9 protein-coding genes are annotated in these 12,721 nt (G+C 60.2%); 1 reads left to right on the top strand and 8 read right to left on the bottom strand.

Features of this window, described 5'->3' with window-relative positions:
- Window positions 1–4: 4 nt before the first annotated feature.
- From AWB66_RS28920 to AWB66_RS28890, 7 genes are all read right to left on the bottom strand, one after another.
- The gene (locus AWB66_RS28920; protein WP_087633502.1) at window positions 5–2,203 is read right to left on the bottom strand and encodes a thiamine pyrophosphate-dependent enzyme; all 2,199 of its coding nucleotides are present in this window, start codon (window positions 2,201–2,203) and stop codon (window positions 5–7) included.
- A 396-nt stretch (window positions 2,204–2,599) separates the two neighbouring features.
- A complete protein-coding gene (locus AWB66_RS28915; protein ID WP_087633482.1) occupies window positions 2,600–4,213 on the bottom strand; it encodes a carboxylesterase/lipase family protein in 1,614 nt (537 codons plus the stop codon).
- Window positions 4,214–4,348: 135 nt separating this feature from the next.
- Complete coding sequence (locus AWB66_RS28910) at window positions 4,349–5,401, bottom strand: porin (RefSeq protein ID WP_235021283.1); 1,053 nt, start codon at window positions 5,399–5,401, stop codon at window positions 4,349–4,351.
- 136 nt (window positions 5,402–5,537) lie between these two features.
- Window positions 5,538–5,840 carry a Zn-ribbon domain-containing OB-fold protein gene (locus tag AWB66_RS28905; RefSeq protein ID WP_087633500.1) on the bottom strand — a complete coding sequence of 101 codons (303 nt, stop codon included), beginning with the start codon at window positions 5,838–5,840 and terminating at the stop codon, window positions 5,538–5,540.
- 10 nt (window positions 5,841–5,850) lie between these two features.
- Window positions 5,851–7,002, bottom strand: coding sequence for a thiolase family protein (locus AWB66_RS28900; protein ID WP_087633481.1), 1,152 nt, complete (start codon window positions 7,000–7,002; stop codon window positions 5,851–5,853).
- A gap of 11 nt (window positions 7,003–7,013) precedes the next feature.
- Entirely contained in the window at window positions 7,014–8,354 is a 1,341-nt protein-coding gene (locus AWB66_RS28895; protein ID WP_125469813.1) for an MFS transporter, read from the bottom strand.
- Window positions 8,355–8,480: 126 nt separating this feature from the next.
- Window positions 8,481–10,085, bottom strand: coding sequence for an ATP-dependent acyl-CoA ligase (locus AWB66_RS28890; RefSeq protein ID WP_087633480.1), 1,605 nt, complete (start codon window positions 10,083–10,085; stop codon window positions 8,481–8,483).
- Between the two features lie 92 nt (window positions 10,086–10,177).
- Here AWB66_RS28890 and AWB66_RS28885 point away from each other — a divergent pair, with 92 nt between their 5' ends.
- Window positions 10,178–11,083, top strand: coding sequence for a LysR family transcriptional regulator (locus tag AWB66_RS28885; RefSeq protein ID WP_087633498.1), 906 nt, complete (start codon window positions 10,178–10,180; stop codon window positions 11,081–11,083).
- Window positions 11,084–11,805: 722 nt separating this feature from the next.
- Here the strand turns inward: AWB66_RS28885 and AWB66_RS28880 are convergent.
- Window positions 11,806–12,648 (bottom strand): alcohol dehydrogenase catalytic domain-containing protein, encoded by an 843-nt coding sequence (locus AWB66_RS28880; protein ID WP_268811165.1) that lies wholly within the window; start codon window positions 12,646–12,648, stop codon window positions 11,806–11,808.
- Between the last annotated feature and the right edge of the window lie 73 nt (window positions 12,649–12,721).

Raw genomic sequence — 12,721 nt, 5'->3', positions numbered from 1 at the left:
TGAATCAGAATGCGTAGCGTGCACGGCGCGCGGCGCCGCGGCGTTGCAGCCAGCCGATCACTGCGTCGCGAGTGCGCTGGCGCAGCTTGTCTGCGCGCGTGGGGTTGCTGATGATTTGCGCGCGATAGAACGACGGGCACAGCACCGCTGCATGCGAAACCTCCCCGCACAGACCGCAACCCACGCAACTGTCAAGCACGGTTGCCACTGGATCAGTACGCAGCGGGTCGGGATTGGGCTTAATCGACAGCGATGGGCAACCAGACAGGCGGATGCACGAGTGATCCCCGGTACAGGTATCAGAATCGACGCCGAATCGTTCGCGCACGACTCTCTCGCCCGCAGCAATTGCCTTGCGCTGCTTTGGCTTCTCGCGCCGCTGCTTGTTGAGCATGCACTCGCTTTGCGCGATCAGCACCTTGGGCCCCTTCGTAGACGTGGTCAGGGCCTCCTTGAGGGTCGCCTTCATGGCCTTCAGGTCATAGGTGCGCCGAACCGTCTTGACCCATTTCACGCCCACTCCACGCACCGCCTGCTCAATCTCATGGCCGGTGCTACGGGTCGGATTCAGTGCGGTCGAAGAGAGGATGTCCTGACCACCCGTGGCCGACGTATAACTGTTGTCGACCACCACAGTCAGGTTGTCGCTCTTGTTGAAAACGGCGTTGGCGATGCCGCTTGTCAGCCCGTTGTGCCAGAACCCGCCGTCGCCCATGACGGAAATGGCGCGCTTCGCGGCTGGCGCGTTGAGCGCGGCGGCGCTGGCGCCACCCAGGCCGTACCCCATCGTTGTGGCGCCCAGATTGAACGGCGGCAGGATGGAAAACAAATGGCAGCCAATATCGGCGCTGACGTGATGCGGTCCGATCTCACGCTCGAGCAGCTTCATCGCAGTGAAGATCGGGCGCTCTGGACAGCCCGTGCAAAAGCCAGGGGGGCGCGCGTGCACATTGTCGTCAAGCGCCGGCAATTCGTTGACTTCCGGTGGCGGATTGTCTGCCGCGACTTGGGTCGTGGCCGCTTCCTTCACCGCGACCACCGGTATCACCTTGCGCGGCGCAGGCTGCGGCTCAAGGACGCCATACCGCTCGAAGAAGCTACGCAATCCCTTCACCACTGTCGCGGTGTTGTATTCACCCGCAAGCGGCAGGACGTCCTTGCCATGCAGCGTTGCCGACACGCCCCGCTGACGAAGGATCGCGCTGGCGTTCTGCTCGACGAAGTTAGGCTGGCCTTCCTCGATGACAAGCACCGCACGCTTGTCCGCGCAGAAGCGCTCCCACTCGGAGTCGATCAGGGGGTACGCCACGTTCATCACGTACATCGGAATCTTCGATTCCCCGTACACGTCGGCAAGGCCCAGCCGCTCGAGCGCGCGCAAGACCGTGTTGTAACTGCCACCCTGCACGGCGATGCCAATGTCCTGGCCGTCTTCTCCGAAAAGTTCGTTAAGCTTGCGTGACTCGATAAACTCGACGGCCGCAGGCCAACGCTCGTGGATCTTTTCACGCTCGTGCGCAAAGCTCGCCGGCGGCAGCACGATACGGCTAACGTCGCGCGCCGGGTTCTCGAGTGCGTCCTTGATTGTGAAGGCCGAACGCTTGTTGTCAGAAGCGACGAACTGACCGTGCAGGTGGCACGCACGAATGCGCAGCTGCAGCATGACCGGCGTACTGCTCGCCTCCGAGAGGTCGAAGCCGTCCTTCACGGCTTGCACGATGCAGGGCAGATTCGGGCGCGGGTCAAGCAGCCAGATCTGCGACTTCATCGCGAACGCATGACTGCGTTCCTGCATGATTGACGAGCCTTCGCCGTAGTCTTCGCCGACGATGATCAATGCGCCCCCGGTCACCCCGCCTGACGCGAGGTTCGCCAGGGCGTCCGAGGCTACGTTTGTCCCCACAGTCGCCTTGAAGGTAACGGCGCCGCGCAGCGGGTAGTTGACCGAGGCCGCCAGAGAGGCGGCAGCGGTCGCTTCGCTGGCGCTGTTCTCAAAGCGGATGCCATGGTCCTGCAGAATGTCTTGAGCGTCGGCCAGCACATCCATCAGATGCGAGATCGGTGCGCCCTGATAGCCGGCCACGTACGCGACACCCGATTCGAGGAGGGCTTTGGTCACGGCAAGGATGCCCTCGCCGCTGAACAGCTCCCCCGCGCCCAGGCGCAGCTTCTTGACTTCCTCAACAAACGAACGCTCGGCCATCATCGCCCTCTTACAGAATGTTCCTATCGCCCACGACGCGTGAATCGTCGTCCTTGAAGCTAGTATATTTCCATTTTCATTTATTCCAAAATCATAGTTTTCCCTGAGGATCGGTCCGTATCTTCGGCGCGGTGGGGCGCAACCGGACAGGTTCCTCGGTCCCGCGGCCCTGTTCCTATGGACGCCACAATCGTGCGCAGAAGATGGCCCGCGCCCCTAGACGGCGGCGGCTGTGGTTGCCCGCAATGGACCGTCAAACCCCACTTGGCGCGGCCTTCATCCGTCACACAGGTATCGCTCGCGACACTTACCGGCTAGTGGTCTCGGCGCGAGGCCTGCTGACTTGCCGGCTCGCGCGCTTTTGCACGTCTGATGCATCGAGCGGTGCAAGCACGCTCAGATACCGAGCGCTGCATCATTGACTGGCTCGACGAGGTCGAGCTGTCCTTTCAAGGGATCCGGTTGTTCCGTGACCGCCGTTCCGGCTGGCATGAACTCCAACAATGCGTTCGACGACGCGTCATTCACCTGCCATACGAGGCGACCGCTTGCATTAGGATTTCCCGCTTTGGCGAAGTCGGCCCAATAGGCATTTGCTAACTGGGCGACACGCTTGTCCTGGTCCGTCACCTGGCTACCGTATGCCGCAGTCAGCGTGTCGAAGACGTACGGGATCTCGGCCGCGTGTACCGCACCGCTCACCTTGCCTTTCAAAGATTGCGCAACATACGAGAATCGGTACACATAGGCAGCCGATCCGTGTGCAGTCACGCTCCGGGCCACGAAACGCGCGGGTTCATGCATCAGTTCGACCCTCGCAATTTCGCTTACCACGTCGGGAACACTTGCAGTCCCGCTTGGATCGAAGGCGGATCTCGCGGCGGCAAGATTGCCTGAACCAAAGGTTGCATAGGCGTCGTCCTTGGACTTCGCCGGCACGGGAATGGCAAGATCCGCATCATTGGTGCCCACCAGCAAGGAAACCGAGCTGAATCGACCACTCGCGTATAACCGCCCCGGTTCGTCAGTAACCAGCTTGCCGTCGATCATCGGGCCGGACGACCAAGTCGTGTTCGCGGAAGACGCAGTGCCGAGGTTCAGCCCGTCGACCACCTGGTCGGCCGTCAGGGCGCGCAACTGGCTCAGCGCGTTCGCATCGTTGCCGGAGATCCCCATGCGTTGCGCGAAGGCTGTACCGAGCTGCTCGGCCGATGCGACTCCTCCCGGTCCGGTCGCGGTGAGATAGCGTCCATACGTTTGGTTGACCCGTCCGCTACCCGAGTCGATGATCGCCTTCGAGAAGAGCCCCTTCGCCAGAGGCGACGTAATCAGTGAGTGCACCGATTCGCCGCCGGCCGACTCGCCGAAAACTGTCACATTCTGCGGGTCCCCACCGAAGGCAGCGATATTGCGCTGGACCCACTGCAACGCAGCGATCTGATCCATATAACCGTAGTTGCCGAGTGGTTCGCCCGACTGAGAAGCGGTGAGCGCGGGGTGTCCGAAGAAACCGAATCGCCCTAACCGATAGTTCAGGCTCACAAATACCAACCCATGCTTCGCAAACTGGCTTCCATCGTAGACCGCCGGCGATGAGCCACCGTTCGTATAGCCGCCACCATGTATCCATACCAAGATAGGCAGCTTCTGCGCCTCGTTCCCGCCCGAGTTCGCGGCAGGACGCCACACGTTTAGCACGAGGCAATCCTCCGACGGTGTGGTCCTTATGGGCGCAGCGTCGGAAGCAAAGGGTAACTGCATACAGTCATGCCCGTAGGCGCTTGCATCACGTACACCGCTCCAGGAAGCCGCTGTACGGGGCGCTCGCCAACGTAGATCGCCTACGGGAGGTGCTGCGTACGGAATACCCTTGAATGAAAGAACGTTATCGGAAACGGCGCCGTGTAGCTTGCCACTCTCGACTGTCGCTAATGCCGGATCCGATGATGCTCCGTCGCTTCCCGAGCAAGCGGCCAGAAACAGCGCCGTGACGCCACAAAGAATGCTCATCGATGTCAATTGTTGCAACGAGAGTACCGATTTCACACGTGCCTCCGCATTAGATAAAGCTGTTGTTTTGCTTATGTCCGGCCTACCGGCGTGCTGCAACCATGTGTTCAAGAACGCGCCCCGGTGCCCGCGCACTCAGAACTTATGACGCATGCCTATTCGCAATGCCACCTGGTTCGGCGAGCTAGACGCGGCGAGCACGGGTGCAAGATTGGCTACAGCACCGCCAGTCGCGTGCATATAGGTTGCGCTGGCATAGACGTCAGTACGTACAGAAAGCAGGTAGTCGACGCTCGCGTCGCCTTCGTGGTAGCCCGGTGCATAACCTGTCTGGGAGACGCGGCCCGCCGTGTAGCTGTACGCGACGCCCAATTGCAAACTCGGCGTGACCTTATACAGGCCGACGATTTCGCCGATGTTGAACGTCGCGTGACCGCCGACCTTTGCGCCGAGCGTTGGATCAAGGTCTCCGAACTGCGTATGCGTCCAGTCGGCGCTGATCGTCGCCCGACCGAATGTGTAGGCTGCACCCACGCCGATCACCTTATAGCTGCCGGCAGCAAGGCCGTAGTTCCCGTTCACAGTATTGGACGCAGTCCACAGTCCTTCGGGAACGGCTTGGGCGGGATGGTCAATCGATGTATAGGCGCCAGCGAATTGGAACCCACCGTATGCGTATAGTAGGGCGAACGATTTCGCGCTCGTTCGCGCGAAGTCACCCGCGACGCCACCGAAGCTGTACATCGCCACGCCAGTGAGTCCCGCGATGGTCGGCGATGTGTATTTGATCGTGTTGTTCAGGCGAAAGTCGATGCCATTGTTGTCGAGATCGCCCGGATGTGGAAAGAGAATGCCACCGGGGAGCATGCCATTGGCCGAAAATGTGCCGATGTAATCTCCAATGGCCTCGCCCTGTCGACCCATGGTGACTGTACCGTAGCGCGTGCTCGAGAGACCAACGTACGCCTGCCGGCCGAATAGCCGCCCGCCTTGGCTGAGCGCTCCGGTGTTCACGTTAAAGCCATTTTCTAGCTTGAAAAGGGCAGACCAGCCCCCGCCCAGATCTTCCACTCCCTTCAAGCCCCAGCGGTTTCCCTGGGAAATGCTGCTTTGCATCTGCCAGGCGCTGTGTCCGCCCTGATCGCTCGACCAGGTGAGGCCGTCGTCGATGATGCCGTACAGCGTCACGCTACTTTGAGCGTTGGCCGCGTTGCATCCGAATAGGCATCCTAACGACAATACAAATAACCTCTTTCTCACGACGATCTCCTTGATCTGAAGCGACGTTTTTATTCTTAAAGTTTGGTGCTGTTACGAATAGTCGTCACAGTGCATCGGCGACGACGCAGTGATTGGCGTCCACTTGAAGGCGCACAGCCGCTCCGTCCGTGACTGGCGCGTTCAAACGGGCGACCACCATGGGCCCCTCGTTCATTCGCACGGTCGCAAGGTACAGCGGGGGTGCGTCGCGCTCACCGGCACGGTGCCGTACCACGGTCGATTCCATGACCGTGCCCGATTCGACCGCGCGTCGCGTCCAGTTGTTGCTGCCACAGCGAGGACAGAAGTACCGAGCCGGGAAAAGCCCCAACCCGCACTGCGTGCATTGCGTAATGTCGAGATCCATCCGCCGCTCCTCAAGCTCTTTCAAGAACCACTGCATTTGCGCACATGCCGTAGCGATACTCGACCATCCCGTACCCGCTCACCACAGCGAGCTTCGCCTCGTTCACCTGTCGGTCGCCCGCCTTGCCTTGAAGCTGCACGATGGCTTCCACTAGGCCGTGCATGCCTCCGGCAGCGCCCGCCTGGCCGACCGACAGCTGCCCGCCTGATGTGTTGACCGGTAAAGTGCGCGAGGTGATCCGCGCAATGAGCGCCCGCATATCGCCGTCGGCCGAAAAACCGAGGTCGCTCATTTGCGCGAGGACCATCACAGGATAATCGTCATACACCGAGGCAAGATCGACATCCTCGGGACGAATGCCAGCCTGTCGCCACAACTCCGCTGCCACATGTTTGAGCGATGTCTCTAGCCCGTCCCCCATCTGATGGTCAGCGTTGTACAAGCATTTCAAGGCCCGCACGCGCACGCTTCTCGGACCACTCGCGAGGTCGTCGCGGGTCACCAGAATGGCATTTGCACCAGCCACCACGGGCACACAGTCTAGGCGCCCTAACGGGTCGGCAACCAGCGGCGCTGCCAGATAATCATCGATTGACATCGGCGTCCGGTAGACGGCCTGCGGATTCAGACTTGCCCACTCGCGTTGGGCGACACATATCGCACCGTAGTCGGCGCGCGTCAGGCCATGGCGCCTCGCATGCCGCTGGGTGAGCATCGCGAATACACTGTTTGGTCCACCATTTTGTAAGGGCCGCAGCCACGTGCGGGTTGTCAAGTTGTAGTTCTCGACGAGGTTCTTGAAATCACTCGGCTGGAACTGGTCGCCAGAGACCAGGGCGATGACATTCGCATCGCCGTGCTGGACCGCGCGAATCGCATGCTGCAACAGATTGATGCCACTCGCGCCACCATGGCAATCGTCCATGCACCAGCGAGGGCTCAGGCCGAGCCGCCACGCCAGATCGATCGCGTGATCGGGGCCGAGCGTGAATGAAGCGACTCCCAGCCCATCGATGTCCTTCGCCGAGAAGCCGGAGTCTTTCAGCAATGCGCCGAACGCTTCTGCTAATAGTTCGCCGGTGGAGCCGGTCAACGGCTGCCGGCGATACGGAACCTCGACGCCGGACGTGACGACCACTCCACCGAAATCAGTTGGTGACATCTTGTGGTTCCTCAACCGCGCCGGGCGACAGTTTCACGCGTGAACACAAGTGCGATGACGGTAATGAGGCCCATCCCCATCATCATCAGCGCGACCGGCCACGCCGCGTGGTAGTGCGCCAGTAACGCCGTGGCGAGCAGTGGCGCGAGCCCGCCCGCGAACACGGACGCCACCTCATGTCCTAGCGCCATCCCCGAATAACGCACCTCCACGCTGAAGAGCTCACCCATGAGGCTAGGCTGCGTGCCGACCATCGCGCCATGGCACACTGCATTACCAAGCAAGAACGCGAGCCAAATTAGGCCGGGAACCTTTGTGTCGATCAGCCAGAAGAAGGGAAAGGCGATTACAACCAAGCCCAACGCTCCGATCAGATAGACGGGCTTGCGACCGATGCGGTCCGACAGCCGCCCCCACAGGAGCATCGCAAACAGTTCGACGCTCATCGAAACGATTACTCCTGCGAGCATGACCTGACTCGATACACCGATGAACTTGCCATACGCGAGCGCAAAGGCGAGCATGATGTACGAGCCGCCGTTCTCGGCTACGCGCAGTCCCATCGCCAGCAGAATCTCGCGCGGGTGCTTGCGGATAACGTCGAGCACGGGCATGTGAGCTTTCTTCCCTGCAGCCTGCGTATTGGCGAACTCCGCGCTTTCAGGCAACTTCGAGCGAATGTAGACGCCTACGCCAAAAATCAGAATCGAGAGCAGGAATGGGATACGCCAGCCCCAGCTCATGAAAGCGTCCTTCGGCAACATCTGGACGAAGAAGTAGATCGCTGCAGACAACACGAAACCGCCGCCCACGCCGATCTGGCTCAGCGATGCGTAGAAGCCACGCTTTTCGGGCGGAGCGGACTCGCTAATCATCAGGACACCGCCGCCCCATTCACCACCGGCAGCGACGCCCTGCAGGATGCGCAGCGCCAGGAGCATCGCGGGCGCCCAGAAACCGACGTGCGCGTAGGTCGGCAATACGCCGATCAGGAAAGTCGCGCCGCCCATGATGGACAGTGTCCAGACCAACGCCCCCTTGCGGCCGAAGCGGTCTCCGATGTGGCCGAAGATAACGCCTCCAAGCGGACGCGCAGCGAAGCCGACGGCAAAACCGGCGAACGCGCCGAGCGTGCCGATGAGCGGATCCGTCCCTTTCGGAAAAAAAAGTTCTCCGAAGACCAGCGCCGCGGCCGTGCTGTAAAGGAAGAAGTCGTACCACTCCAGCGCGTTGCCAGCCACCGACGCCATCACGATTCGTCGAAGCGACTTCTGGTCGACATTGCCCGCTACTTCGGCTGTCGTGCCGTCGGCGCGGCCGGCCGGGGCCGACAGGGTTTGCATGCTTGCCATCTCTTACTCCGGGTGTGCGCCGAGGGCACTGAAAGGTGACGATGGGGTTGCGTTTGCCCGCCTTGGGGTCAGGTCGGCCGACGACGGGAGGAAACGGTATTCGCGTTGCAGTTGTTCGTTCGCGATCTAGGAGCGCTTTAGTCGATAGCCCGACTGTTCCAGGTCCCACGTCGTCGAAGTCACGCCGGTTTCGCGCAACTTGTACTTCATAATCTTGCCGTTTTCCGTCTTAGGTACATCAGGCCTGAAATCCAGATAGCGGGGGACGGCGAAATAAGGCATGCGCGGCTCGCAATACTTGATGAATTCGAGCGGATCGAGCGTGTGGCCCTCGCGCAGAACGATGGCGGCCATGACTTCGTCCTCGGCGAGGGAAGACTGCACAGCGAAAACTGCGGCTAGCTCCACGGCGGGATGGCTGAGCAAGACCTGCTCGACTTCAAACGAGGAAATATTCTCGCCGCGTCGACGGATCGCGTCTTTCTGTCGGTCAACGAACCTGAAATACCCGTCGTGGTTGCGCACGACGCGATCGCCCGTGTGGAACCAGAGGTTGCGCCACGCTTCAACGGTCTTCTCCGGCATGCCGAAGTAGCCGCTCGCAAACGCGAAGGGTTGATCCGCACGCAAGATAAGCTCGCCTGCCTCGCCGTCCGCCACCGGTTGGTCGTTCTCATCGACGACGCGCGCATCGAAGCCGTGCGCAAGTTTGCCCATGTATCCTGCACGGCGTGTGTTCAGCTTGCCGCCGATGACCGAATTCGTCTCGGTCGAACCGTACCCGTCCACAAGTCCGATGCCACAGCGTTCTGTGAACGCGTCCTGGAACTGCGGCGGCACGCCGGGCGCAAGCGCAACGCGAACCTGGTGTTCGCGCTCCTTGGGCAACGGCGGCCGCGAGAGCAGGATCGGGACCATTGCGCCCAGCACGTACGTGACCGTCGCGCCTGTACTGACAAGGGAATCGAAGAACCCGCTAGCGGAGAAGCGCCGGTCGACAATGAGCTGTGCATCGTGCATCAACGCCTGGAAAAAGCTGTTGAGCGCGTTCGTGTGAAACAGGGGCAGACACGTATAGAGCACATCGCCGGCGCGCACTTCAAGGTCGCCCCCTGTATGCGTGCCCCACCAGAAGAACTGTGCATGCGGGCATACCACGCCTTTGGACAAACCCGACGTACCTGACGTGTACAGAATAACGAACGGATCGCCGTCGCTAAGCGTCGCCGCCTCGAGCGGCTCGCCGCCCGCGGGAAGCGCCACTTGCGTAAACCGCGAAGGTCCAGAGGCGTCTTGCGGTTCACCGATGACCCAGATCGTTTCGAGGGAGAGCTCGTCCTGATCCAGCGCCGTGACCGCTCCAACCAGGTTTGACTCTGCAACCAAGAGGCGGGCGCCGGAGTTCCGCAAGATATGCTGTAACTGCATGCCGCGCGAGGCGGTGTTAATCGGCACGGCAACGGCGCCAAGCCATCCGCACCCGAGCACCATGTCCATGAACTCGATCCTGTTGCCGCACAGAATCGCGACACGGTCGCCCCTCCTAATTCCGTAAGCAGCCAATGCACCGGCGCGTCTTGATGCGACTTCAACCGCGTCGCTTGCCGTCCAGCTCGTTACACGATCAGAAAAGAGCGGCGCATCACCGTTTCGCGCGGCGCGGTGCTGCAACAAGCCAGGCAGCGTGCGATGCGCTCCCGAAATGACCAGCGGTTCGACCAACGTGTTCATAAGATCCAAGCCTCGTTACATCGATGTTTGAAACGAGTCTAGGATTGCCTATACTATCCGTCAAATTCATAAATAATATGGGGCGTATAAACGTGGCGGATTTCAATAAGGTCGATCTCAATTTGCTTCGGGTGTTTCAAGCTGTTCTGGAGGAGCGGAGTCTGACTCAGGCGGGCAGGCGCCTAGGCCTCTCGCAGCCGGCCACAAGCTACGCATTGGGGCGCCTTCGCGCGATGTTTGATGACCCTTTATTCGTGCGTTCCCCCGAGGGCATGTTGCCGACCTCGGTTGCCCAGCGGCTGAAGGATCCCATCGGCCGGGCCCTCGCGGCCGCGCGGGAGGCGTTGCGTCACGGTGAACCCTTCGACCCCGCGACGAGCACTCGGGAATTCCGCGTGTCGATGTCGGACGTTGGGGAGCAGGCTTTCCTGCCATCCATTTGCGAAAAGCTTCAGGAAGTCGCACCGCGTGTTCGGATCGCAGCCGAAGCAGTCCCTGTCACTGAGGTTGAGGAACGCATGAGGCTCGGGCAGCTTGATTTCGCCATCGGCAACCTGCCATCTTTGAAGACGACGACAGAGCACGCGCTGCTGTTCAAAGATGAGTACGCTTGTATGACCCGCAAGCGGTCCGGCCTGCCAGCCAAGCGACTTACCGCCGAAGAGTTCCAGCAAATGTCTCACATCGCCGTGGCATCGTTAGACCGGAGTCACGTGTTGATCGAGGAGTCTTTAAGGCTCGGGGGGCTGTACCGCCGCATTGCGCTGCGCGTCTCGCACTTCAACGTTGCGCCCGAGATACTCTTGCGTACTGACTGGGTGGTAACGCTCCCTCGTGGCGTCGCCGATATCTTCAACGACGCGGGTCAATTTGCGGTCTACCCGCCGCCCATCGATCTACCGCATTTCGAATCGACCATTCACTGGCATGAGCTTTATGGCTCGGACGAGGGCAACCAATGGTTTCGGAAACTGTTATTGGAGACTTTAAGGCGATGAACGGAGGACTCGCCTCATAATGTCGCTGATGACCGCATAGGGGCGGCGTGCCATCCTAACCCAGTGTGGCTGGAAGACGGTGCAAAGGCCGAAGACGCGATAATAATCATCAACGATCGGGAAATGGTCGGACCGGAGGTACGTCGCTCTGTGGCGGCTGCACCCAATCGTCGAGACAAAGGCCGAGCAGGCGCGACGGCCAGCCAGAGCTATGCAGCTCGCACGAGTCGAGTCGAGTCGAGTCGAGTCTAGGTGTACCGGAACGTCAATCAAACAACGACAACGATCCTTCATGACGTCGATTAGGTTTACATATACATCACCGCTAAGACGGCGCTATGTCAACCAGATATAGAGGGCTATCAAACCCGCCGACCGCGCCTGCTTCGAGTTGGTTCAACGATAGGATATTGCCTTGGGCTCAATGAAGACCTGCTCCGCGGACGGCAATGAATGTGCCGTTCGCGGAGCAAGTCTTCATGACAAGCAGTCCTCGAACGGGACGTCGCCGGTTCCCGGCCTTCAAGAAAAACCGCACTGTCGATAATAAGAGTAGTCACGGTGCTGCTTTCTCGTAGCGCGCGTCTTTTGGCTAACCGCCCCTGTCAGGGCCGTACCTCACAGCGATGTCCGACCTTTATTTCGGTGGCGTCGCTTCCGCATTGCTGACATAGAGCAGGTATGCTTTATTCCAGTCAATGGGCCCCTTCCGCTACTTGGTCCTATTGTGCCGGGTCAACCAACACCTTCATTTTCCGTCCAGCTCGCAGTTCCTCGAAACCTTCTGACAGTACATTCGCCAGCGGCACGGTTTCCACCCAACCCGTGGTCCTGTAGTGTCCGCGCTCCATCAGGTCAATCACGTTCTTGTAATCTTTGCCTGTGTAACAGAGCGTCCCCTGTATGCGCCGTTCACGCATAACGGTCTCGAGCAATGGTGTAAGGATGGGTTTGTCGTAGATCGCAACACTCACAAGAGTCCGGTGCTCACCCAATGATTGCAACGCCGACGAGATAGCAGCCGGCACGCCAGCGGCGTCGTACGCTGCATCGACTCCTTCACCGTTGGTTCTATTCGCGATAAAGGCCGGCACGTCAATGCTCGTTGGATCGATAGTGCGTGCTCCCAGTCCTTCAATTGCCTTGCGGCGGATCGCCGATGGCTCTACGACGTCGATCTCGGCCACGCCCATGCCGCGTAAGGCGAACCAAAGACCTATACCGATCGGACCTGCACCGAAAATGAGCGTACGGCTTTGGTCCGTCACATCCCCCAAAGTGGCCGCATGATAGGCGACCGCCATGGGTTCGACTAGCGCGCCCATTTCGACGGGGACGTTGCCGGGTAGCTTGTGAACCATGTGGCTCGGCACGACCGCATATTCCGCCATGCCACCATCGGACGAGAGTCCCTGAAAGCCGACACATCTGCACACGTTGTAGAAGCCGGACTTACATGGCCTGCACATGCCGCATCGAATCACCGGTTCGATAGCGACGTTATCCCCTTCCTCGATGCCGGTGACGTCGCGCCCCACTTCCACGACAGTTCCGGAGAACTGTATGCGGTCCTTCAGGGACGCCCTAGCAATGGACGAGTGATTCTCTGATGCTACCTGTCCACGTGGACAGCTGGGA

Source organism: Caballeronia telluris (assembly GCF_001544495.1).
Classification (GTDB): Bacteria; Pseudomonadota; Gammaproteobacteria; order Burkholderiales; family Burkholderiaceae; genus Caballeronia; species Caballeronia telluris.
This window is presented reverse-complemented; position numbering and strand designations above follow the sequence as displayed.

What these genes read in the sequence shown, in the direction of transcription:
- AWB66_RS28920 (WP_087633502.1), bottom strand. Translation starts at nt 2,203, where the DNA reads ATGGCCGAGCGTTCGTTTGTTGAGGAAGTCAAGAAGCTGCGCCTGGGC.
- AWB66_RS28915 (WP_087633482.1), bottom strand. Translation starts at nt 4,213, where the DNA reads ATGAGCATTCTTTGTGGCGTCACGGCGCTGTTTCTGGCCGCTTGCTCG.
- AWB66_RS28905 (WP_087633500.1), bottom strand. Translation starts at nt 5,840, where the DNA reads ATGGATCTCGACATTACGCAATGCACGCAGTGCGGGTTGGGGCTTTTC.
- AWB66_RS28900 (WP_087633481.1), bottom strand. Translation starts at nt 7,002, where the DNA reads ATGTCACCAACTGATTTCGGTGGAGTGGTCGTCACGTCCGGCGTCGAG.
- AWB66_RS28895 (WP_125469813.1), bottom strand. Translation starts at nt 8,354, where the DNA reads ATGGCAAGCATGCAAACCCTGTCGGCCCCGGCCGGCCGCGCCGACGGC.
- AWB66_RS28890 (WP_087633480.1), bottom strand. Translation starts at nt 10,085, where the DNA reads ATGAACACGTTGGTCGAACCGCTGGTCATTTCGGGAGCGCATCGCACG.